This is a genomic window from Salipiger sp. H15 (assembly GCF_040409955.1).
GTDB lineage: Bacteria > Pseudomonadota > Alphaproteobacteria > Rhodobacterales > Rhodobacteraceae > Salipiger.
Genome location: NZ_CP123388.1, coordinates 60,531 through 82,256, shown reverse-complemented (window position 1 = coordinate 82,256; position 21,726 = coordinate 60,531). Strand labels below are relative to the sequence as shown.

The following is a 21,726-nucleotide window of genomic DNA, read 5'->3' as shown; positions in this document are numbered from 1 at the left end:
CGGGCTCAGCCCGCGTCGCGACTGAACATGACGATGCGCGAGACCAGCTTCTGTCGCGGCTCGCCGCGCTGGTTCAGCGTCAGCGTCTCGACCGTGACCATCGCCCGGCCGGGACGCGAGCGCGACGGCTTGATCCCGGTGATGGTGCTCTCGACGTGCAGGATGTCGTCGGCGCGGGTCGGCTGCGGCCAGGTCACCTCGACCCCGGCGCCGATCATGCCCTTGGCCAGCGGCACCGACGAGACGAAGAGCTTCATGGTCAGCGCCGCGGTGTGCCAGCCGCTCGCCGCGAGCCCGCCGAAGAGGCTGTCCTTCGCCGCCTCCTCGTCGAGGTGGAAGGGCTGCGGGTCGAAATCCCCGGCGAAGGCCTTGATCTGCGCGGCGTCGAGCGCGTGCTCGCCGCTGACGAAACGGTCTCCCACGGCGATGTCCTCGAGATAAAGGTCGCGGGCAGCGGGGCGTGTGCTCGTGTCGGTCATGCGGTCGGTCTTCCTCTTCCTGGCGCGGGGCGCGGCCCGGTCTGGCGCCATATGAGGGAAGGGGGGCGGCAAGGTCCAGCCCGCCCGTGTGGTTCAGCCGCCGGTATGCAGGAGGAAGGCGCCGAAGGCGCGCGGGCCGTCGGCGGTGTCGAGATCGCGCACCACCTCGAGCGTGCGTGCGTCGATCAGGCTGAGCGTGTTGTCGAACCAGTTGGCGACGGCGATCTTCCCGTCCGAGGTGGCGGCGATGCCCTCGGGGTATTCGCCCACCGACAGCTCGTCCACCGCGGACAGATCGCCGAGGTCGATGACGCTGACAGTGCCCGCGTACTGGTTGGTGACGAAGGCGCGCCCCTCGGCGAAGGCGACGCCGTAGGGGCGGTCGCCGACGGGCAGGGTGGCCAGCACCTCGCCGGGGCCCGGGTCGATGACCGTCACGTCGTTGCTGCCGACATTGCCGACGAAAAGCCGCCCGTCCGGCGCAAAGCCGAGGCCGAAGGGCCGGGTGCCCACGGGCACGCTGCGCACCGGCGTCAGCGTCTCGGCGTCGTAAAGGCTGACCCGGTCGGCATCGCGCTCGGCGGCGGCCAGCAGCCTGCCATCGGGCGAGAGCGCCATCCCGGCCGGGGCGGCGCCCGAGGGCAGCTCGGCGATCACCGCCAGCGTCTGCGCGTCCAGCACCCAGAGCCGGGCGTTGTACCAGTCCGAGACGAAAAGATGCGCCCGCTGCGGGTCCAGCGCCGCGCCCATCGGTCCGCCGTCGAGCACCGCCTCGGCCAGCACCGCGCCACCCGGGCCGTGGCGGCGCACGGTCTTGGCATCGGGCGCCACAGTGTAGACCGTGCCGTCCTGCGCCACCGCGACCCCGGCGGGCTTGCCGGGCACCGACCAGCGGGCGGTCTCCTCGCCGGTGGCAAGGTCGAGCACGGACAGCGCGTCGCCGTTCTGGCAGGTCACGAAGGCCAGGTCCGCCGCCGTGGAAGACGCGGCGACGGCAAGAAACACGGCGAGCGCGCGCTCAGGAGCCCGGCGCACCGAACCGCTCGACCAGCGCATCGAGCCCGGCCTTGTAGACCCCGGTGACCGCGGCGACGGCCGCCTCGTCGTTCAGCTCGGGGGGCGGGTCGTTGTTGGGATAGCCGCGGTAGAAGGCGCCGCGCCACTCGACGGTGGAGCCGCCGCCGTCGCGCGGCGTCACGGTCAGGTGCGAGGAGTAGTTGGTCACCGGCAGCACCTCGACCGCGACGTCGGTGATCCGGTAGCTGTAGGACATCTTCGTGGCGTCGTACTTGTAGAGCACCTCGGCGATCTTCGGCCCCGAGGCGCCCTGGTCCGAGAGGTAGAGCTCGCGCGTGGCGTCGATGTCGTTGCCGCCGCTCCCGGTCTGCGAGACCACGGCGGGATGCCAGCTCATGTCCTGGAAATCGCCGATCACCGCCCAGACCTCGGCGGGCTCGGCGGCGACGTCCACCGAAAGGGTGACCTTCTGCCGGGTCGGCCCGTGTGCCATGGCCACGGCGGGCATCAGCGCCAGCGCCGCCCCCAGGGCCAGCAGGTTGCGTCTTCTCATTTCGTCTCCTCCCTGAAAATTCCCGTGCGCAGGATGTAGTCCATCCCCCGCCGCCAGCTCTCGTCGGTGTTCGAGCGGATATCCACGACCCGGCCCTTGACCGTCTGGCCGCTCTTCACGTCGCGCAGTTGCAGGTTCATCGACAGGATGAGGTTCGAGACCTTCTGGACCTCTCCCACCAGCGAATAATCGGCGCCCAGCTTGGCGGCCATGCGGGTGTCGCAGCCGTAGCACTTGGCCGGGTTGACGATGCGCTCGCGCTCGACCGCCACCGGCCCGAGGTCCAGAAGCTCGTAACCCTCGTCGGTGAAACGCTGCCGCACCAGCTCCTCGAGCATGGCGATGCGTGCCAGTTCCGCCGGGTCCTGCCCCAGTTCCGCGGTCTGCAGCGAGGTGTCGAGGAAGGTGATGCCGAAGAAGGCCACCTTCTCGCCCGCCCAAGCGGGCGTGCAGAGCATCAGCAGAACCGGGAGGGCGCGGATAAGCATCGCTGCCTTCTTAGAAATTAAGAGTCGCCGTCAATCGTGCCGCCGTTACCCTGTCTCTCGCAACCGAACCGAAAGTATCGGTTCACCGCCTTGCCTTGGGAGGGGCAGAGTGGAACGGGGCCCGAGACGTTGCGCGGGCATGGGAGGAGAACGTGCCGAAGAATTTTGCCCCGCTGCTGGCCGCGGCCGCGCTTGCCGTTGCCACCTGCCTGAGCGCCTCGGCTGCCTCGGCGGTGGAGGTGCGCGCAGGCGTGCTGCGGGTGGATTACGCCGGGCTTCTGCCGATCTCGCGCTACGACGCGCGGCCCGAGGACCTCGATTTCGCCGGGGCCGTGCTGGCCGACGAGGACAATGCGACGACCGGCGCCTTCCTTGGCCATGTCTACGAGACCGAGACCGTCGCCACCCCGCCCGAGGGCGCGCTCGCGGCGCTCGAGGAGATGCTGGCCGAGGGCATCCGCTACGTGGTGGTGGACGCGCGCGCCGGCGAGCTTCTGGCGCTCGCCGACCGGGCGGCGCAGGAGGGCGCGCTGGTGCTCAACGCCTCGGCCCCCGACGTGGAACTGCGCAGCGCGGACTGCCGCGCCAACCTGCTGCACATCGCGCCCTCGTTCGCCATGAAGGCCGACGCCATCGCGCAGTTCGCGGTCTGGAAGAAATGGCCGCGCTGGCTGCTGGTGAGCGGCTCGAACCCCGCCGACCGGGCGCTGGCCGAGGCCTACCGCCGCGCCGCGAAGAAGTTCGGCGCGAAGATCGTCGAGGAGCGCGAGTTCGAGGACACCGGCGGCGCGCGGCGCACCGACACCGGCCACGCGCTGGTGCAGCAGCAGCTGCCGGTCTTCCTGCAGCGGGCCAAGGATCACGACGTTCTGATCGCCGCCGACGCCACCGACTATTTCGCCGCCTACCTGACCTATCACCTCTGGACGCCGCGCCCGGTCATGGGCAGCGCCGGGCTGCGCCCGGTCACCATGCACGGCGCGCACGAGGCCTGGGGCGCGACGCAGTTCCAGAACCGCTTCGAGAAGCTGGCGCGCCGGCACGTCATGGAAGAGGATTACAACACCTGGCTGGCCCTGCGCGTGCTCGGCGAGGCGGTGACCCGCACCGGCAGCGCCGATCCGGCCGAGCTGGAGAAATACATCCTGTCGGACGCCTTCGAGCTGGCCGCCTTCAAGGGCCAGAAGGTGACCTTCCGCGACTGGAACGGCCAGATGCGGCAGCCGATCCTTCTCTACGACGGGCGCATCACCGTCAGCGTGAGCCCGCAGGACGGGTTCCTGCACCAGGTCTCGCCGCTCGACACGCTGGGGCTCGACCGCCCGGAATCCGACTGCAGGGCCTTCCAATGAGGACGCCAATGAAAAAGCTCATGCTCTCCGCCGCGCTTTGCCTGACCGCCACGGGCGCGCTTGCCGGCAAGGCCTTCGTCTCGAACGAGCGGGGCAACACGATCACCGTGCTCGACACCGGCACATGGGAGGTGATCACCGAGTTCGAGGGCGGCAACCGGCCGCGCGGCATCACCCTCTCGCCCGACGGCAAGCTGCTCTACGTCTGCGCCTCGGACGACGACACGGTGCGGGTCTTCGACACCGACACCTACGAGGAGCTCTACACGCTGCCCTCGGGCGGCGATCCCGAGCTCTTCGTGCTCGATCGCAGCGGCAACCCGCTCTACATCGCCAACGAGGACGACAACCTCGTCACGGTGACCGACACGCAGACCCACAAGATCCTTGCCGAGGTACCGGTGGGGGTTGAGCCCGAGGGCATGGCGATCTCGCCCGACCACAAGTGGGTGGTGAACACCTCGGAAACCACCAACATGGCGCATTTCATCTCGACCGAGGATTACAAGATCAAGCACAACGTCCTCGTGGACCAGCGGCCGCGCTACGCCGAGTACAGCGACGACGGCACCCGGCTCTTCGTCAGCGCCGAGATCGGCGGCACGGTCAGCGTGATCGACATCGCCGAGGACGGCACGCCGACCCTGCGCCAGAAGATCGGCTTCGAGGTGCCGGGCGTGCTGCCCGAGTGGCTGCAGCCGGTGGGGATCAAGACGACCTCGGACGGGCGGCGCATCTTCGTGGCGCTGGGGCCGGCGAACCGCGTGGCGGTGATCGACGGGACAAGTCTCGAGGTTATCGACTATATCATGGTGGGGCAGCGGGTCTGGCAGATGGCCTTCACCCCCGGCGAGGAGTACCTGGTGACCACCAACGGCAACTCCAACGACATCACGGTGATCGACGTGGCCGCGGAAAAGGCGATCAAGTCGGTGCAGGTGGGGCAGCAGCCCTGGGGCGTGGCGATCACGCCGAACTGAACGCAAAGAGGGGGGAGACGGCACATGAAACGATTTCTGACCGCGCTGGTGCTGGGCTGCGCCGCCGCCTTTCCGGCCGCCGCGCAGGATCTTCCGGTGATCCGCGCCGCCGTGCTGAAGATCGGCACGGTGAACTGGGAGCTGGAGACGATCGCCGCCCACGGCTTCGACGAGAAGCACGGCTTCAAGCTGGAGATGGTGACCTTCGCCGACAATGGCGCGACGCGTATCGCGGTCGAGGGCGACGAGGCCGACATGGCCGTGGCCGACTGGATCTGGGTCGCCCGCCAGCGCGCCGAGGGCAGGAACTACGTGGTGGTGCCCTATTCCCGCGCGGTGGGCGGGCTGCTGGTGCCCGGCGGCTCGGACGCCGAGACGCTGGCCGACCTCAAGGGCGGCAAGATCGGTATCGCCGGCGGGCCGCTCGACAAGTCGTGGCTGATCCTGCGCGCCTTTGCGCAGAAGGAATACGGCATGGACCTCAAGGCCGAGACCGAGCAGGTCTTCGGCGCACCGCCGCTGATCTACAAGTCGGCGCTCTCGGGCGACTATGCCGGGGCGGTCAACTTCTGGCACTTCCTCGCCAAGATGAAGGCGGCGGGGATGCGCGAACTGATCTCGGTCGAGACCGCGGCGGAGGCGCTGGGGCTCGATCCCGACGTGCCGCTGCTCGGCTATTACTTCAAGGAGGATTTCCTTGCCGCGCACGAGGGCCTGGGACAGGCCTTCTACGAGGCCAGCCGCGACGCCAAGGACCTGCTGGCCGAGGATGCGTCGGCCTGGGAGGCGCTGCGCCCTCAGATGAATGCCGAGGACGAGGCGGAGTTCGAGCAGCTGCGCAAGGACTGGCTGGCCGGGGTGCCGGCGCGCGGGCCGGTCGATGCCGCCGCCGCGGACCGGTTGCTGTCGCTGATGGCCGAGCTTGGCGGGGCCGAGCTGGTGGGGCAGGCGGACCATGTTCCGGATGGCCTTTTCGCGGCGGTCGAATGAAGGCGCGCGGATGAGCCCCAGCACCAGACACGAGGACCCGCGCGTCGTGCCGCTTCACCCGAAACTGGCGGACCCCGGCGCGGTGCGGGTCGAGGTGCGCTCGAAGCGCTTCGGCGATACGCAGGTGCTGCGCAACGTGCATTTCACCGTCTCGCGGGGCGAGACCGTGGCGCTGCTCGGCCCGTCCGGTGTCGGCAAGTCCACGCTGCTGCGCATCGTCGCCGGGCTCGACCAGGATTTCGAGGGCGAGGTGACCCGGCCCGCGCACATGGCCATGGTGTTCCAGGAGCCGACGCTGCTGCCCTGGCGCACCGCGCTGCAGAACCTCATGCTGGTGCATCCCGAGCTCAGCGAGGGGGATGCGCGTGTCGCGCTCGACCGGGTCGGGCTGAGGGGCCGCCACGACGCCTTTCCGCGCAGCCTGTCGCTGGGCCAGCAGCGCCGGCTGGCGCTGGCGCGGGCCTTTGCCGGGCGGCTCGACATGCTGGTGATGGACGAGCCCTTCGTGTCGCTCGATCCCGAGCTGGCCGAGGCGATGCTGTCGCTCACCGAGGACCTGATCGCAGAACTGCGCCCGGCGGTGCTTTTCGTCACCCACGCCCGCGCCGAGGCAGAAAGATTGGCCAGCCGCATCCTGCACCTGCAGGGTCAGCCCGCCACGTTGACCCCGCACCTGGTCTGAAGGAGGAGCCAGATCCATGAGAACGACCCTGTTCGCCGCCGCGCTGACCGCGCTGGCGCTGCCCGCTGCTGCCCACGAGTACGGCTTCGCCGGCATCCTGTCGCATGACAACAAGGAAGAGATGCCCGAGATCACCCTGTCGGTGGGCAAGCCGCTGGCCGAGGGGCCGATCACGCTGAAATCCGGCATGGTCTACGAGCTCGAGATCACCGCCGACGGCTCGGGCGAGCTGGGACTCGAGGGGCCGGGCTTCTTCCGCGCCATCTGGGTGAACGAGGTGGTGGTGAACGGGCTTGAGATCCGCCCCTACGGGCTCGAGAGCGTCGAGTTCGACGAGGCGGGCGAGATGGAGATCGAGTTCCTGGCGATCAAGCCGGGCCAGTATTACCTGAAGATCCCCGGCTCCAGCGGCGAGAGCCAGCGGGTCGAGATCACCATCCAGTAAGGCGGCCCCGTCAGCCCGGCCGCGCGAGGAACTCCAGCAGCTGGTCGCGGATGTCGCGCAGGTTGCCGCCATGGTCGAAGTCGTTGCGCGCCGGGCCGCCGTAGAAGACCCCGTCGATGGCGATGGAGGTCAGGCGCGCGGTGCGTTCGGCGTCGACCTGGCGGAAGCGCCCGTCCGCGATCCCCTCGAGGATCGCTTGTCGCAGGGTCTCACGCTCGCGGGCATAGAACTCGTCGACCATGGCCAGCGCCTCGGCGTCGCGGTTCTCCTGCGTGCCGAAATCGCTCATCAGCTTGACCATGCGCGTCAGCCGCGGGGCCGCGTCGATCGTCGCCGCGATCCAGGCATCCGCCGCGCCGAGCGGCGCATCCGCGTCTTTCGGCAGGTCGTCGAAGGCGACGAGGAAGTCGTCGATCGCGTGGCGCAGCGTGGCGTGGACCAGCACGTCCTTGTTGTCGAAATAGTGGTAGAGCAGCGCTATGTTCACGCCGCAGGCCCCGGCGAGCTGGCGCATGGTGATCGAGGCGAAGTGCTGATTCGCGCAGAGCTTCAGCATCTCATCCAGAATCTGCGTGCGCCGTTCGGCTGGATCGAGCCTTTTCCTCGCTGCGGTCTTGGCCATGGGTGCTCCGCGTTCCAGGTGCGCTTCGATAGCGGACTCATCGCCCGATTAATAGCGCATTATTTATACATATTAAAAACTTGATTTTAACTATTCAACGCACGTTTAGTTAGGTCACCGAACATCTCTTCCCTCCCGGAGACTTTTTCATGCGCACTCCCAAACTGTTTTTCCTGTTGGCCTCCGCAGCCTCCATCGCCTTCACCGCGCCCGCACAGGCGCAGGAGAAGCAAACCTTCCGTGTCGGCTACGTGGTCTATGTCGGCTTCATGCCCCTGGCGTGGATGCGCACCGAGGGTCTGATGGAGAAATGGGGCGAGAAATACGGCGTCGATGTCGAGCTCATCCAGATCAACGACTACGTGGGCTCGATCAACCAGTTCATCGCCGGCGATCTCGACGCCGTGGCGGTGGCCGGGATGGACGCGCTGACCATGCCAGCGGCGGGCGGGGTGGACACCTCGATCTTCCTGATCACCGACTATTCGAACGGCAATGACATGCTGATCTCGCGCAGCGCCGAAAAGGTCGAGGACCTGCTCGATGACGAGGTCTGGCTGCTGCAATACTCGGTCTCGCACTACCTGCTGAACCGCGCCCTCGCCGAGGCCGGGATCACCGAGCCGTGGCGGGTGAAGTCGGTCAACATCTCGGACGCCGAGATCGGGGCCGCCTATGTCACCCAGCCCGAGATGAAGCACGTCGCCACCTGGAACCCGATCGCCACCGAGATGCTGAGTCAGGTCTCCGAGAGCAAGGTGCTCTTCGACAGCTCGCAGATCCCCGGCGAGATCATGGACGTGTTCATCGCCCGCACCGACACGCTGGCCGAGCACCCCGAGTTCGCCAAGGCGCTGACCGGCGCGTGGTACGAGGCGATGGCGACCATGGCCGCCGAGACCGGCGACGCGAAGCCGATGGCCGAGGTGATGGCCTCTGCCATGGGCACCGATGTCGCGGGCTTCTCGGTGCAGGAGGACCAGACCCATTTCTTCACCACGCCCGGGGACGCCGCCGCCTTCCTGAACGCCGAGAGCAGCAAGGAGATCATGGACAAGGTGCGCACCTTCAGCTTCGAGCAGGGGCTGTTCGGGCAGGGCGCCGCCAGTGTCGACGCGATCGGCATCGAGGTCGGCGGCACCACGCTCGGCGATCCCGCCAACGTCAAGCTGCGCTTCGATCCCAGCTTCTCCGAGATGGCGGCGGCGGGCGCGCTCTAAGCCGGGCCCACGAGACCTCCCATGCGCCGAGTCATCAACCGGCTTCCCTCCCGCAGGAGCAAGATCCTGCTGGGCGCGATGCCCTTCATCCTGGTGATCGCGGTCTACGCGCTCGCCTCGGAGGCGCGGCACGCCGCCGACGCCGCCGACAAGCTCATGCCCGGGCTCGATGCCTTCCGCGCCGCCATGTCGCGCCTGATGTTCCAGGTCGACATGGCGACCGGCAAGAAGCTGTTCTGGGCCGACACCTGGGCCAGCCTCTCGCGGCTCGGCATCGGGCTCGGCATCTCGGCGGTGATCGGGCTGGTGGTGGGCATCCTCGTGGGGTTCATCCCCTACCTGCGCGCCACCTTCGAGCCGTTCTTCGCCGCGCTCTCGCTGGTGCCGCCGCTGGCGGTGCTGCCGATCCTGTTCATCCTCTTCGGCCTCGGCGAGCTGTCGAAGACCGTGCTGATCGTCTTCGGCATCGCGCCCTTCATCATCCGCGACGTGATGCTGCGGGTCGCCGAGATCCCGCGTGAGCAGATCGTCAAGGCGCAGACGCTGGGCGCCTCGACCTGGCAGATGATCCTCGGCGTGGTGTTCCCGCAGGTGATGCCCCGGCTGATCAGCTCGGTGCGCCTGTCGCTCGGCGCGGCCTGGCTTTTCGTCATCGCGGCCGAGGCGATCACCGCCGAGGCAGGGCTCGGCTACCGCATCTTCCTGGTGCGGCGCTACCTCGCGATGGACGTGATCCTGCCCTATGTCGTGTGGATCACCGTCCTCGCCTTCGTGATGGATTACGCGCTGCGGCTGGCGCATGACGCGATCCCCTGGACGCGCTTCCGGGAGGGCGGATGATGGCGGTGATCACCTTCGAGAACGTCTCGAAAAGCTACGGCGAGACCGTGGTGCTCGAGAACATCGACCTGACCATCGACGACAACGAGTTCCTCGCCGTCGTCGGCCCGTCGGGCGCGGGCAAGACCACGCTCCTGCGCCTGCTGCTGAGCCAGGAACTGCCCAGCTCCGGGCGCATCGCCATCGACGGCGTGCCCATCGCGACCGAGCCGATGCCCGACCGCGGCATCGTCTTCCAGCGCTACTCGGTGCTGCCGCACCGCACGGTGATCGGCAACGTGATGACCGGGCCGGAATGGCAGGCCGCGCCGCTGCTGGGGCGGCTCTTCGGCAGCGCCCGGGCCGAGCTGCGCGAGCGGGCGCAGGCGATGCTCGACCGGGTCGGGCTGGGCGGCCACGCGGCGCTCTACCCGGCGCAGCTCTCGGGCGGGCAGCAGCAGCGGCTGGCGATCGCGCAGGCGCTGATGACCCGGCCCAAGGTGCTGCTGCTCGACGAGCCCTTCGGCGCGCTCGATCCGGGCACCCGCCGGGCGATGCACGCGCTGGTCCTGGAGCTCTGGGAAGAGCACCAGATGACGGTGGTCATGGTCACCCACGATTTGTCCGAGGCCTTCCACCTTGGCACGCGGGTGATCGCCGTCGACAAGCGCCGCCACGATCCGCACGCGCCGCACCGGTTCGGCTCGATCGTCACGTCGGATTTCGACGCCAAGCCGCGGCTTGCCCGCACCCTGCGCCGCGAAGAGAGCGCGGCGCTCTGACCCCCCCCCCCTCACACGCCCAAGGCCGGCGCGTCCGGCACTTCCTCAAGGACTGACAGATGACCGACAAACGCTTTCACCTTGCATGGTTCATGAACTTCACCCCCGACGAGTGGCGCGCCCCCTTCGGGCAGGGCGGCTATCCGTGGGACGGGCAGTTCTACGTCGAGATGGCGCAGACGCTGGAACGGGCCTGCTTCGACTACATCATGATCGAGGACAAGCTGATGGTCCCCGAGACCTTCGGCGGCGACCGCAAATTCTCGCTCGCCAACGGCATGATGGCGCCCAAGCATGACCCCGCGCCGCTGGCGGCCGCGATGGGCATGGCGACGCGCAACCTCGGCGTCGTCGCCACCATGTCGACGATGGCCTACCCGCCCTTCATGCTGGCGCGGCTCTCCTCGACCATCGACAGCCTCACCCGGGGCCGCTTCGGCTGGAACGTGGTGACCTCGGCCGAGGATCTCGCGGCGCAGAACTTCGGCATGGACGTGCTGCCCCCGCGCGAGCAGCGCTATGCCATGGCGGACGAGTACATGGACGTCGTCGGCCAGCTCTTCGACAGCTGGGATGCCGATGCCGTGGTGCTCGACCGCGAGAACGGCGTCTACGCCGACAGCACCAAGGTCCGCGCGATCAACTTCGAGGGCGAGTATTTCAAGGTGCGCGGCCCGCTCAACACCGTGCCCTCGCCGCAGAAGCGCCCGGTCTACGTGCAGGCCGGGGCCTCGCCGCGTGGCCGCGACTTTGCCGCCAAGCATGCGGATTCGATCATTTCGGTGGCCAACGGCATCGCCGGGATGAAGGAGTTCCGCGACGACATCCGCGCGCGGGCCGAGAAGATCGGCCGCAACCCCGACGAGATCAAGGTGCTGTTCTGCATCACCCCGACGCTGGGCGAGACCGAGGAGGACGCCAAGGCCAAGTACCGGCGGGTCACCACCTCGGACCATTTCGTCAACGACGTGCTCGCCTCGATCTCGGCGATCACCGAGATCGACTTCTCGCAATACGACCTCGACAAGCCGCTGCCCGAGAAGCTGGTGACCAACGGCGAGAGCGGCACGCTCGACAAGTTCCAGCAGTGGGGCAGCGGCAAGACGCTGCGCGAGCTGGCCGCGGCCGAGGGCGGCGGGCTGGTGTCGTCGATGGAGTTGATCGGCACCCCGGCGCAGGTCGCCGAGAAGATGGGCGAGGCGATGGCCGAGGTGGGCGGCGACGGCTTCCTCATCACCACGCCGGTGCTGCGGGTGAGCCGTCACTACCTCGTCGAGATCGCCGACGGACTCGTGCCCGAGCTGCAGAAGCGCGGCCTCGTGCGGACCGAGTACAGGCACCAGCTCCTGCGCGACAACCTGCAGGAATTCTGATCCCCGGTCGCGCGCCCGAGCCCGGGCGCGCGGCGCTTTCTTCGAACCGAGGCACCGATGATGACCGCCCCTTCCTCCGTCCTGATGGCCGAGATGACCTGGCAGGAGTATGCCGCCGCGCTCGCCCGCGAGCCGGTGGTCTTCCTGCCCACCGGCGCGCTCGAGCAGCATGGCCCGCACCTGCCGATGGGGGTCGATCACATGCTGCCGCTGGCCATCGCCGAAGAGATCGCGCGGGACATCGGCGGCATCGTCGCCGCGCCGGTCTGCTACGGCTACAAGTCGATGACCCGCTCGGCGGGCGGGCCGTTCTTCCCCGGCTCCACCGGGCTCGACGCGGCCACGCTGACCGGCATCGTGCGCGACATCCTCCGCGAGCTGGTGCGCCACGGCGTGCGGCGGGTCTGCGTGCTCGACGGCAACTACGAGAACCGCTGGTTCCTCAACGAGGGCATCGACCTTGCCATGCGCGACGCGGCGGGTTCGGGCCTGCGCGTCATGTGCCTGCAGCACTGGGAGTTCCTGACCGGGGACACGCTGGCGCAGGTCTTCCCGGACGGCTATCCGGGGATCGAGCTCGAGCACGCGGCGGTGCTCGAGACCTCGCTGATGATGCACTATTACCCGCATCTCGTGCGCACCGCGCTGATCCCCGACAACAAGCCCGCCTATGCGCCGCCCTACGATGCCTGGCCGCCGCACTGCGACTGGGTTGCGCCCGAGGGCAGCCTCGTCTCCGCCGCCGGGGCGAGCGCGGCGAAGGGCGCGCTCATGGCGGCGCAGTACCTGCGCGACATCGGCGCCGCGGTGCGCGGCGAATTCGGGCTGGAGGGATGAGCGTTCCCCCCGCCGGCACCGCGGGTTTCGACTTCACCGGGCGCGCGGTCCTCGTCACCGGCGCGAGCCGGGGCATCGGACAGGGCATCGCCGTCGCCTTCGCCCGCGCCGGGGCGCGGCTCTGGATGCTGGCCGAGGACGCCGGGATCGAGGCCGCGGCCAAGGCGCTCGGCGCTGGGGCCCTGCGCTGCGACATCCGCGATCCCGAGGCGGTGTCCGCCGCGCTCGCGCCGCTCGGGCGTATCGACGTGCTGGTCAACAATGCCGGGATCGAGCGGCCGACCTGGCTTGGCGATCCCGGTGCCGCGACGGTGGCGGCGCGCATCCTCGAGACCAACGTCATGGGCACCGAGCACGTCACCCGCGCGGCGCTTCCGAAGATGCCGGAGGGCGGGCGGATCCTGCTCACCTCGTCGATCTGGGGCAAGACGGCGGTCCCGGGCTTTTCCGCCTATGCCGCCTCGAAACACGCGATGATCGGGCTGATGCGCAGCTGGGCGCGGGAGCTTGGCCCGCGCGGCATCACCGTCAACGCGGTCTGCCCCGGCTGGATCGGCACCGAGGCGGCGCTGGCCTCGCTGGCCGAGATCGCCCGGGTCGAGGACCGTCCCGAAGAGGAGGTCATGGCCGGGCTGATGGCGGCGCAGGCGATCCCCGGGCTGATGCTGCCTGGGGACATCGCCGGGCTCTACCTCTTCCTCGCCAGCGACGCCGCCGCCTGCATCAGCGGGCAGGCGATCTGCATCGACCGTGGAGAAACCCTGGCATGACCGGCGCCCTGAGCGGAGAGATCGCCCTCGTCACCGGCGGCAGCCGCGGCATCGGCCGCGCCATGGCGCTCGCCCTGCGCGCCGAGGGGGCGCGGGTCGCCGTGGCCCATCCCGACGATCCCGCCGCCGCGGACCTGCCCGCCGACATCCTGCAGATCGCCGCGGATGTCACCTCCGAGGCCGAGGTGGTCGCGCTCTTCGCCACCCTGAAGGTCCGGCTCGGGCCGGCCAGCCTCGTCTTCGCCAATGCCGGGATCCTCGACGAGGCGCCGCTGCGCGAGACCTCCGCCGAGAGCTTCGACCGGGTGCTGGCGGTGAACCTGCGCGGCGCCTTCCTCACCGCGCGCGAGGCGGCGCGGCAGATGGTCCGGGGGCGGATCGTGTTCACCGCCTCGGACCTCGGCTTTCTCGGCGCGGCGCAGACCGTCGCCTATGCCGCCTCGAAGGGCGGGATCATCGCCATGACCCGCAGCCTTGCGCGCGAACTCGGCCCCGAAATCCTCGTCAACGCGATCGCCCCCGGCCCGGTCGAGACCGACATGACCGCCGGCATGAGCCCCGAGGCGGTGGCGCGCGACCTCGCCACGCCGCTCGGACGCTTCGGCAGGCCCGAGGAGATCGCGGCGATGGCGGTGTTCCTCGCCGGTCCGGGTGCGGGCTTCATCACCGGGCAGGTGTTCGGCGTGAACGGCGGCTCGGCGATGTACTGACCGCGAAGTCGGCGCGGTTGGTACGGACTTCCTGAGTACGAGGAAGTCAGGAAAACCAAACAATATCCGTGGCTTATTTGTACGCAGCAAAACATATTGCGGGATTTCCGACTCTCGCCTATTTTGTGAGTGAACGATCACTCACATTTTGGGGTGCACAATGGCGAAGGCATCGGAACAACGTCGGGACCTGATCGAGCGGATGGCGCTGCGGCTCTTCGCGGAACGCGGCTATGCCGCCGTCTCGGTCCGTGACATCGCGCAGGCCTGCGGGATCGGCGAGAGCGCCCTCTACCGCCACATGACGTCGAAGGACGAGCTTGCCATCCGGGTGTTCCGCGAGGCCTACCTCGGCTTCGCACAGGAACTGCTCGAGGCGGCGGAGCCGGAGGCCCCGCTCGTCGAGAAGCTCGGCGCCTATCTCGAGGTGATGCTCTCGGCCTTCGACCGCGACCCGGACCTCTTGCAGTTCCTGCTCGGCCGCCAGCACGACATCATCATGCAGGCGATCACCGCCGAGGACGTCACGCCGCTCACCGTGGTGCGCGACGCGCTGCTCGAGGCGCAGGCGCGCGGCGAGATCAGGCTCGACAACCCGATCCTCGGCACGGCCATGGTCATGGGCGCGGCCTTCCAGCCGCTGACCTTCGCGCGCTATGGCCGCATCCCCTCTCCCACCTTGCCGATGCTGCGCCCGATGCTGGCCGGGATCCTCCGGCTGCTTGGCGCCACCCTCCCGGAGGACCTGAAATGATCATCGACAGCGAACGCTTCTCGGCCCAGATCGGCATCCTGATGACGGCGATGCTCGGGGCGCTGAACGACAACCTCGTCAAGGCCGCGATCATCGTCTTTGCCGCGCTGACCGTTCCCGCCGAACAGGCGGCGCAGGTCGGGCTCATGGCGGGCGGGCTGCTGGTGCTGCCCTTCGTGCTCTTCTCCGGCCTTGCCGGGGCCGCGGCCGACCGGTTCGAGAAGGCCGGGCTCATCCGGCTGGTGAAGCTGTCCGAACTGGGGCTGGCCTGCCTTGCCACCGCGGCCATGGCATGGGGCAGCCTGCCCGCGATGCTGGCGGTGGTCTTCCTGATGGGGGCGCAATCGGCCTTCTTCGGCCCGCTCAAGCTCGGCTGGCTGCCCGAGCGGCTGGACGAGGAGCAGCTCACCGCCACCAACGGCTGGATGGAGACGCTGACCTTCCTCGGCATCCTCGGCGGCACCGTCGCCGGCGGGCTGCTGGCCGGGCCGGGGACGCTGGTCTGGGCGGGGGTGGCGGCGATCGGCATCGCGCTGCTCGGCATCGGCGCGGCGCGGATGCTGCCCCGGGGCAGGGCGGCCGATCCCTCGGCGCGCCTGCCGCTGAACCCGGTGGCGGGCGGGCTGGGGACGCTGCGCAGCCTCTGGGCGGACGGGGCCGCGCGCCGCGCCGCGCTGCTGTCGGCGTGGTTCTGGGCGGCGGGATCGGTGTACCTGTCGACCCTGCCGGCGCAGCTGCGCGCCGCGCTCGGCGTGGGGCAGGTCGCGGTCACGCTGGTCATGGCGCTCTTCGCGCTCGGCATCGGTGCCGGGGCGGCGCTGGCCGCCCGCAGGCTCAGGGGCCGCGTCGGTGCCGGGCTGCTGCTGCCCTCGGCGCTGGTCCTGACGGCGGCGACCTTCGGCGTCTGGGCCGGGTTCGACCGGCTGCCGCAGGGCGCGGGGCTCGCCGCCCTCACCGCCACCGCCCCGGGGTTCTTCCTCTGCGCCGCGCTCTTCCTCGTGGCGCTTGGCGGCGGCATGTTCGCGGTGCCGCTGAAATCGGTGATCCAGTCCCGCGCCGAGCCCGCGAGCCGGGCGCGCTGCATGGCCGGGCTGAACCTGCTGAGCTCGGCGGTGATCTTCGCGGCCTCTGGCGCGGTGGCGCTGGCCATGGCGGCAGGCGTCACCCCCTCGGGCATCTACCTCGGGCTTGCCTTCAGCGCGCTGGCCGCGCTGGTCGCCTCCTGTCTCTTCTTCCCGCGCGAGACGCTGCGCACCGCCGCACGCTTCGTGCTCTGCCGCTGGTTCCGCGTCGAGATCGAGGGCGCGGAGCACCTCGACACGCGCGGCCCCGTGGTCTTCGTGTCGAACCACCTCTCCTTCATCGACGGCCCGCTGCTGCAGGCGCTGATCGAGCGCGACGTGGCGGTGGCGGTCAACACCCACTGGGCGGGGGGGCGTCTGCTGCGCCCGCTGGTGCGGCTGTGCAACCTGCAACCGATCGACCCGCAGAGCCCGATGGGCGCCAAGACCCTCGCGCAGAAGGTGCGCGGCGGCGGCGCGGCGCTGGTCTTTCCCGAGGGGCGGATCTCGACCCATGGCGGGCTGATGAAGGTCTACCCCGGCACCGCCTGGATGGTCGACCTCGCGGATGCGCCGGTGGTGCGGATCACTCTCGAAGGAGCCGAGGCATCAAGGTTCAACCGCCGTATTCCCGGGCTTGCCCGCCGGCTCTTCCCGAGGCTGCGCGTGACCGTCGCCGCGCCGCGCCGGCTCGAGCTTGACCCCGCGCTGCGCGGCGGCGCCCGGCGCAAGGCCGCGACCGTCGCGCTGCAATCCATGCTCGAGGAGGGCCGCTGCGAGGCGGCGATGCGCCCGGGCTCGATCCCCGAGCTCTATGCCGAGGCCAAGGGCCGTCTGGACGGCACGCTCACCGCGGTCACCGATCCGCTCGGCAACGCGCTGACGCACCGCAGGCTCAGTCTCGCGGCCGCGGCCTTCTCGCGACAGATCATGGCGCGGACCGAGGCGGGCGAGCGGGTGGGCGTGCTGCTGCCCGGGGTCTCGGCGGTGGCGGTCGTGCTGATGGGGCTCTGGCGCGCCGGCCGCGTGCCGGCCATCCTCAACCCCACGCTGGGCCCGGCGCCGATGCTCTCGGCGATCGAGACCGGCGCGATCACCCGCCTGCTCACCAGCCGGGCCTTCATCGAGAAGGCCGGGTTGCAGGAGGTCATCGCCCATCTCGAGGCGAGCAGCATCGAGATGCTCTGGACGGATGACCTGAAGGCCGCGATCACGCGCGGTGCCAAGCTCCGCGCGCTCTGGGATGCCCGCCGGCCTGCCGAGGTGCGAACGCAGCGCGACGATCCCGCGGTGGTGCTCTTCACCTCGGGCACCGAGGGCGCGCCGAAGGGCGTGGTGCTGACCCATGGCAACCTCATCGCCAATATCGCGCAGCTGCGCGCCCGCACCGACATCGGCTCGCGCGACCGGGTGCTGTCGGCGATGCCGGTGTTCCACAGCCTCGGGCTGACCGGCGGGCTGCTGCTGCCTCTGGTGACCGGCGCGCCGCTGATGATCTATCCCTCACCGCTGCACTACAAGGTGGTGCCCGAGATGGCCTATGTCCACCAGGCGACGCTGATCCTCGGCACCGACACCTTCCTGTCGGGCTGGGCGCGCAAGGCCGAGGCCTATGACTTCAGCTCGGTGCGCGCCGCCATCGCCGGGGCCGAGCCGGTGAAGCCGGCGACGCGCGAGATTTGGTCGCAGAGGTTCGGCGTGCGCATCCTCGAGGGCTATGGCGCGACCGAGGCGGGGCCGGTGATCGCGCTCAACACGCCGATGGAAAGCCGCGCAGGCACGGTGGGGCGCCCGCTCACCGGCATCGAGCTGCGGCTCGAGCCCGTCCCGGGCCTTGCGGGCAAGCGGCTCTGGGTGCGCGGGCCGAACGTGATGGCGGGCTATCTCATGCCCGGGGACGGCGGCGCCCTGACCCCGGTCGCAGGCGGCTGGTACGACACCGGCGACGTCGTCGAGGTGGATGCCGAGGGCTACGTGTCGATCGTCGGCCGGGTGAAGCGCTTTGCCAAGATCGGCGGCGAGATGGTGCCGCTTGCGGCCTGCGAGGAGCTGGCGGCGCGCTGCTGGCCCGAGGCCCGCGTCGCCGCGATCAGCCTGCCCGACCCGCGCAAGGGCGAACGCATCGTGCTGGCAACCGACGCCCCCGGCGCGGAGCGCGCCGCGCTGATCCAGGCCGCCCGCGCGTCCGGGCTTGCCGAGATCATGGTGCCTTCGGAGGTGGTCGTGCTGCGCGAGATCAGGCTGCTGGCCTCGGGCAAGACCGACTATCCTGCGGTCACCGGGGCCGTGCTGGGCACGGAGGGGGTCGCGGCGTGAGGCCGCGACCCTGCGGGGTCAGCCGGCGCTGCCGGTTTCCACGTCGACCACCACCGAGTAGCCGGGACGCAGCGCCGCTGCGTCCTGGCCCGCGTCGATCGAGATCCGCACCGGCAGGCGCTGCGCGATCTTGGTGAAGTTGCCGGTGGCGTTGGAGCCGGCCAGCAGGCTGAATTCCGAGGCGGCGGCGGGCGAAAAGCCCTGCACGTGGCCGTGGAAGGCCCGCCCGCCAAGCGCGTCGACGGTGAAGCGCACCGGCTGGTCGGCGCGCATCCCGGCAAGCGCGGTTTCCTTGAAGTTGGCGATCACCCAGAGCTCGGTGCCGACGTGGCTCACCAGCGTGGTGCCGGCGGTCACGTATTGCCCGACATGGGCCGAGACCTGCCCGAGCCGGCCATCGGCGGGGGCGTGGATCTCGGTGTGCTCGAGGTCGATCTTGGCCAGTTCCACCGCCGCCTCGGCGCTGGTCACCTCGGCCTTGCGCGCGGCGATCTGCAGCGTCGCGCTGGCGGTGGCCTCGCGGCTCACCTGCAGCTGCGCCTCGGCCTGCCGCACCGAGGCCTCGGCCTGGCGCAGCGCAAGGTCGGTCTGGTCGGCGCTCGACTGCGAGGTCACGCCGCGGGCGCGCAGCGTCGCCATGCGCCCGGCATCGGTGCGCGCGGTGTCCAGCGTCGACTGCGCGGCGGCGAGCGAGGCCTCGGCGGAGCGCTCGCCGGCCTCGGCGGAGCTGACGCTCTGCGTTGCCACGTCGACGGCGGCGCGGGCGGCCGAAAGGCTGGCCTCGGCCTGCGCCAGCTTCTGGCGGTAGCTCGACGGGTCGATCCGGGCGATGAGGTCGCCCTGTTTCACGGTCTGGAAGTCGGACACGTCGACCTCGGACAGGTAGCCCGAGAGCTGCGGGGCCAGCTGCGTGACCTTGCCGCGCAGATAGGCGTTCTCGGTTCCGGGATGGCTCGCCGCGAAGGGCGGCAGGTGCCAGGCGAAGAGCAGCAGCAGCACGCCGGCAAGGCCGATCGCGGTGGCGATGAGGGTCGGGAGGGAGAGGAGTTTTTTCATCGTTCGGCTCGGGAGGGTCAGGAGGTTTGCGCGGCGGGCTCGGGGCGCGTCATGCGCGCCGCCAGCCAGTCGCGGAAGAGGTGGAGCACCAGCGCGCAGAGCGCGGCCAGCGCGACGAGGGAGGTGAGGAAATAGGCGTCGTTGTAGGCCAGCACGTAGGCCTCCTTCGAGGCGGTCGAGACGAGCTGCGCCACCGCCTGCGCCTTCAGCTGGGCGCTGTCCTGCAGCTGCGGGGCGAGCTGCGCGGCATTGGCGGCGATGGCGGCGGAGGTGGGGCCGTCGCCGCTCACCAGCTGCTCGGCGAGCACCTGCATGTGGAAGGCCTGCCGCGCGTTGATCACCGTGCGGAAGAGCCCCGATCCGAGGATGCCGCCGACGCTCTGCGTCACCAGGAAGACGATGACGAAGGAGAGCAGGTACATCGGCCCCTTGCTCAGCGCCGCGATCAGCCCCTTCATCATGGCCGGGGCCATGAAGAGCATGGCCGCGAAGGCGATCAGCGCCTGGCTGACCATCATCTGCTCGGGCCGGGTCTGCAGGGTCGAGCCGCTGTCCATGAAGGCGCCGATCGCGATCAGCGCCAGCGCGGCGGCATGGTATCCGGGCTCGCGCCCGGGTTTCATCCAGCCGACGCAGGCCAGCGCCCCGAAGAGGCTCGCGACGCAGATCATCGTGAAGAGCCCGGTCAGCTCGCTGCCGCCGAGGCCGAGCGCGCTGAAGAGCCCGGGCGCGCCGGTGCTCTGCTCCGACAGCAGCAGGCGGAAGAGGAAGAGCGTGAAGGCCAGGTGCAGCATCGCCGGGGTCATCAGCCAGCGCACGTCGATCAGCGGCGTGTCGCGGTGCAGCTCGATCACCACCGCGAGCGTCAGCGCCGCGACCGAGGCGGCGAGCAGCAGGCCGAGCCAGGGCAGGTCGGTCCACCAGCGGAGCGGCCCGACGATGAAGCCCGTCACCAGCCCGCCAAGCCCGAAGGCCAGCAGGCCGAAGCTGAGGAAATCGGCCTTCTGGATCACCTTGGCATGTGGCACCGGCTTCAGTGGCAGCAGGTAGACCAGCATGAGGCTGACCATGGCAAGGCCGAGCGTGGTGAGGTGGATGCCCATCAGTCCACCGTCACCGAGCAGCGCCGGAGAGATGATCCGCGCCAGCGAGGGGCCGGTGGTCAGCAGCACCAGCGCGACCGGCAGGCCGAGCCGCAGCTTCCACTGCTGGGCGAGCGGCTCGAGGATGTAGAGGAAGGCCAGCGTCGAGAGCGGCGCCGCGGCGATGCCCGACAGGAACTGCAGCACCACGGCCGAGCGCATGTCGTCGATCCAGACTGCGGCGAAGGCCACCAGCACGTAGGCGGCGATGCCGATCTCGGCAAAGCGCCGAAGGCCGTACTGGGTGCGCAGCTTGATCAGCATGATGGTGAGCGAGGCGCGCGGGATCATGTAGGCGGCCATCAGCCAGCTCGCCTGCGTCGTGGTGATGCCGAGATCGCCGGCGAACTGCGGCAGGTTGGCCGAGATGAAGCCCTGCCCAAGCCCCTGCGTCACGCCGAGCATGAGCGCGGCGAAGACATAGGGAAGCGCTTGCGCCAGCGTCATGCCCGGTGCGGGGGGCGGGGTCTGCGGCTGCGTATCTGTGGCGGCGTCGGTCATTGGGAGGACAATTTCGTTGCGTTGAGCGCGATGCGTTCCAGCGTCCGGCGCGCGGCGTCCTGGTCCTCGGGCGAGATGCCCTCCATCAGGTCGCCCCGCACCCGCTCGAGAAAACAGGTGATCCGGCTCGAGCGCGCCTTGTCGGTCAGGTGCAGCGCGCGCTTGCGGGCGTCGCCGTCGAGGGCGCGGCGCTCGATGAAGCCCGCCGCCTCGAGCGCGTCGATCTGGCGCTTCAGCGCCGGGGCCTCGATGCGCAGCGCGCAGGCGAGCTCGGCCTGGGTCGCACCCTCGCGCCGGGCCAGCTCGGTCACCACGCGGGCGCGCGAGAGGGTCAGGCCGACCTCCTGCGCGCTGGCGTCGTAATGGGTGCGGATCTCGCGCATCGCCTCGAGCAGCGCTTCGAGAAGCCGGGTCTGGGTCTGGGGATCGGACATGGGCGGAGTGACTCGGGGTTGCTTAACAGGAAAACCACTTAACATGGTAAGTAGTTTTCGCAAGCCGGTCTCACGCACGAGTGTCCCTGCGGAAATGAACAGCCCTTCGGAGGCAAGGCGCGGCACGGGAACTCAACGTCCCCAAGCGCCAGACGCGATGAAACGGCCCACGGAAGCGGTTGATAAGTTTGATGAACTTTTGTGGGGGAGGAGCGCGGCGACCCCAGGGAGGAGGAGAGGGGCCGCCGCTGAAATGCGGGGCTCAGGGAGGAGGAGAGAGCCCGGCAAATTCCGAGGCACGTTGCCGTGCCATGGGTTGAAGATAGGCGATGCCGCGGTGCAG

General features: G+C 69.7%; 22 protein-coding genes. 14 read left to right on the top strand and 8 right to left on the bottom strand.

Features of this window, described 5'->3' with window-relative positions; all coding sequences use genetic code 11:
* Nucleotides 1-5 precede the first annotated feature (5 nt).
* The 4 genes from PVT71_RS26520 to PVT71_RS26505 form a co-directional block, all read right to left on the bottom strand.
* On the bottom strand, nucleotides 6-479 hold the full coding sequence (locus tag PVT71_RS26520) for a MaoC family dehydratase (protein WP_353476472.1): 474 nt from the start codon (nucleotides 477-479) through the stop codon (nucleotides 6-8).
* Nucleotides 480-572: 93 nt separating this feature from the next.
* Nucleotides 573-1,535: a beta-propeller fold lactonase family protein gene (locus PVT71_RS26515; RefSeq protein WP_353476471.1), complete on the bottom strand. Its 963-nt coding sequence runs from the start codon at nucleotides 1,533-1,535 to the stop codon at nucleotides 573-575.
* Nucleotides 1,498-2,049, bottom strand: coding sequence for an SRPBCC family protein (locus tag PVT71_RS26510; protein ID WP_353476470.1), 552 nt, complete (start codon nucleotides 2,047-2,049; stop codon nucleotides 1,498-1,500). The genes PVT71_RS26515 and PVT71_RS26510 overlap by 38 nt, the downstream gene beginning before the upstream one ends.
* Nucleotides 2,046-2,537 carry a DUF3280 domain-containing protein gene (locus PVT71_RS26505; RefSeq protein WP_353476469.1) on the bottom strand — a complete coding sequence of 164 codons (492 nt, stop codon included), beginning with the start codon at nucleotides 2,535-2,537 and terminating at the stop codon, nucleotides 2,046-2,048. The genes PVT71_RS26510 and PVT71_RS26505 overlap by 4 nt, the downstream gene beginning before the upstream one ends.
* Before the next feature lie 152 nt (nucleotides 2,538-2,689).
* On the opposite strand from PVT71_RS26505, the gene PVT71_RS26500 reads away from it, so the two are divergent.
* Genes PVT71_RS26500 through PVT71_RS26480 form a run of 5 tightly spaced genes read left to right on the top strand, consistent with a single transcriptional unit; the run spans nucleotide 2,690 to nucleotide 6,986 of the window.
* Nucleotides 2,690-3,889, top strand: coding sequence for an ABC transporter substrate-binding protein (locus PVT71_RS26500; protein WP_353476468.1), 1,200 nt, complete (start codon nucleotides 2,690-2,692; stop codon nucleotides 3,887-3,889).
* A gap of 8 nt (nucleotides 3,890-3,897) precedes the next feature.
* The gene (locus tag PVT71_RS26495) at nucleotides 3,898-4,869 is read left to right on the top strand and encodes a YVTN family beta-propeller repeat protein (RefSeq protein WP_353476467.1); all 972 of its coding nucleotides are present in this window, start codon (nucleotides 3,898-3,900) and stop codon (nucleotides 4,867-4,869) included.
* A 24-nt stretch (nucleotides 4,870-4,893) separates the two neighbouring features.
* The gene (locus PVT71_RS26490) at nucleotides 4,894-5,859 is read left to right on the top strand and encodes an ABC transporter substrate-binding protein (protein ID WP_353476466.1); all 966 of its coding nucleotides are present in this window, start codon (nucleotides 4,894-4,896) and stop codon (nucleotides 5,857-5,859) included.
* A 10-nt stretch (nucleotides 5,860-5,869) separates the two neighbouring features.
* Nucleotides 5,870-6,541: an ABC transporter ATP-binding protein gene (locus PVT71_RS26485; protein ID WP_353476465.1), complete on the top strand. Its 672-nt coding sequence runs from the start codon at nucleotides 5,870-5,872 to the stop codon at nucleotides 6,539-6,541.
* 16 nt (nucleotides 6,542-6,557) lie between these two features.
* The gene (locus tag PVT71_RS26480; RefSeq protein WP_353476464.1) at nucleotides 6,558-6,986 is read left to right on the top strand and encodes a hypothetical protein; all 429 of its coding nucleotides are present in this window, start codon (nucleotides 6,558-6,560) and stop codon (nucleotides 6,984-6,986) included.
* A gap of 10 nt (nucleotides 6,987-6,996) precedes the next feature.
* Here PVT71_RS26480 and PVT71_RS26475 read toward each other — a convergent pair whose 3' ends face one another.
* Complete coding sequence (locus PVT71_RS26475) at nucleotides 6,997-7,608, bottom strand: TetR/AcrR family transcriptional regulator (protein WP_353476463.1); 612 nt, start codon at nucleotides 7,606-7,608, stop codon at nucleotides 6,997-6,999.
* Nucleotides 7,609-7,757: 149 nt separating this feature from the next.
* On the opposite strand from PVT71_RS26475, the gene PVT71_RS26470 reads away from it, so the two are divergent.
* The 9 genes from PVT71_RS26470 (at nucleotide 7,758) to PVT71_RS26430 (ending at nucleotide 18,250) form a co-directional block, all read left to right on the top strand.
* Entirely contained in the window at nucleotides 7,758-8,828 is a 1,071-nt protein-coding gene (locus PVT71_RS26470; RefSeq protein ID WP_353476462.1) for a putative urea ABC transporter substrate-binding protein, read from the top strand.
* A gap of 21 nt (nucleotides 8,829-8,849) precedes the next feature.
* Entirely contained in the window at nucleotides 8,850-9,668 is an 819-nt protein-coding gene (locus tag PVT71_RS26465) for an ABC transporter permease subunit (RefSeq protein WP_353476461.1), read from the top strand.
* Nucleotides 9,668-10,429 (top strand): ABC transporter ATP-binding protein, encoded by a 762-nt coding sequence (locus tag PVT71_RS26460; protein WP_353476460.1) that lies wholly within the window; start codon nucleotides 9,668-9,670, stop codon nucleotides 10,427-10,429. Before PVT71_RS26465 ends, PVT71_RS26460 begins: the two co-directional genes overlap by 1 nt.
* 59 nt (nucleotides 10,430-10,488) lie before the next feature.
* Nucleotides 10,489-11,802: an NtaA/DmoA family FMN-dependent monooxygenase gene (locus tag PVT71_RS26455; RefSeq protein ID WP_353476459.1), complete on the top strand. Its 1,314-nt coding sequence runs from the start codon at nucleotides 10,489-10,491 to the stop codon at nucleotides 11,800-11,802.
* Between the two features lie 60 nt (nucleotides 11,803-11,862).
* Nucleotides 11,863-12,639: a creatininase gene (locus tag PVT71_RS26450; RefSeq protein WP_353476458.1), complete on the top strand. Its 777-nt coding sequence runs from the start codon at nucleotides 11,863-11,865 to the stop codon at nucleotides 12,637-12,639.
* Nucleotides 12,636-13,409 carry an SDR family oxidoreductase gene (locus PVT71_RS26445; protein ID WP_353476457.1) on the top strand — a complete coding sequence of 258 codons (774 nt, stop codon included), beginning with the start codon at nucleotides 12,636-12,638 and terminating at the stop codon, nucleotides 13,407-13,409. The genes PVT71_RS26450 and PVT71_RS26445 overlap by 4 nt, the downstream gene beginning before the upstream one ends.
* Nucleotides 13,406-14,119, top strand: a complete 714-nt coding sequence (locus tag PVT71_RS26440) for an SDR family oxidoreductase (protein WP_353476456.1) — start codon at nucleotides 13,406-13,408, stop codon at nucleotides 14,117-14,119. The genes PVT71_RS26445 and PVT71_RS26440 overlap by 4 nt, the downstream gene beginning before the upstream one ends.
* Before the next feature lie 160 nt (nucleotides 14,120-14,279).
* A complete protein-coding gene (locus PVT71_RS26435) occupies nucleotides 14,280-14,873 on the top strand; it encodes a helix-turn-helix domain-containing protein (RefSeq protein ID WP_353476455.1) in 594 nt (197 codons plus the stop codon).
* The gene (locus tag PVT71_RS26430) at nucleotides 14,870-18,250 is read left to right on the top strand and encodes an AMP-binding protein (protein WP_353476454.1); all 3,381 of its coding nucleotides are present in this window, start codon (nucleotides 14,870-14,872) and stop codon (nucleotides 18,248-18,250) included. Before PVT71_RS26435 ends, PVT71_RS26430 begins: the two co-directional genes overlap by 4 nt.
* A gap of 18 nt (nucleotides 18,251-18,268) precedes the next feature.
* Here PVT71_RS26430 and PVT71_RS26425 read toward each other — a convergent pair whose 3' ends face one another.
* From PVT71_RS26425 to PVT71_RS26415, 3 genes are read right to left on the bottom strand one after another with little or no spacing between them, the layout of a single operon-like run.
* The gene (locus tag PVT71_RS26425; RefSeq protein WP_353476453.1) at nucleotides 18,269-19,306 is read right to left on the bottom strand and encodes an HlyD family secretion protein; all 1,038 of its coding nucleotides are present in this window, start codon (nucleotides 19,304-19,306) and stop codon (nucleotides 18,269-18,271) included.
* Between the two features lie 17 nt (nucleotides 19,307-19,323).
* A complete protein-coding gene (locus PVT71_RS26420; RefSeq protein WP_353476452.1) occupies nucleotides 19,324-20,949 on the bottom strand; it encodes an MFS transporter in 1,626 nt (541 codons plus the stop codon).
* Entirely contained in the window at nucleotides 20,946-21,383 is a 438-nt protein-coding gene (locus tag PVT71_RS26415; RefSeq protein ID WP_353476451.1) for a MarR family transcriptional regulator, read from the bottom strand. Before PVT71_RS26415 ends, PVT71_RS26420 begins: the two co-directional genes overlap by 4 nt.
* Nucleotides 21,384-21,726: the final 343 nt, after the last annotated feature.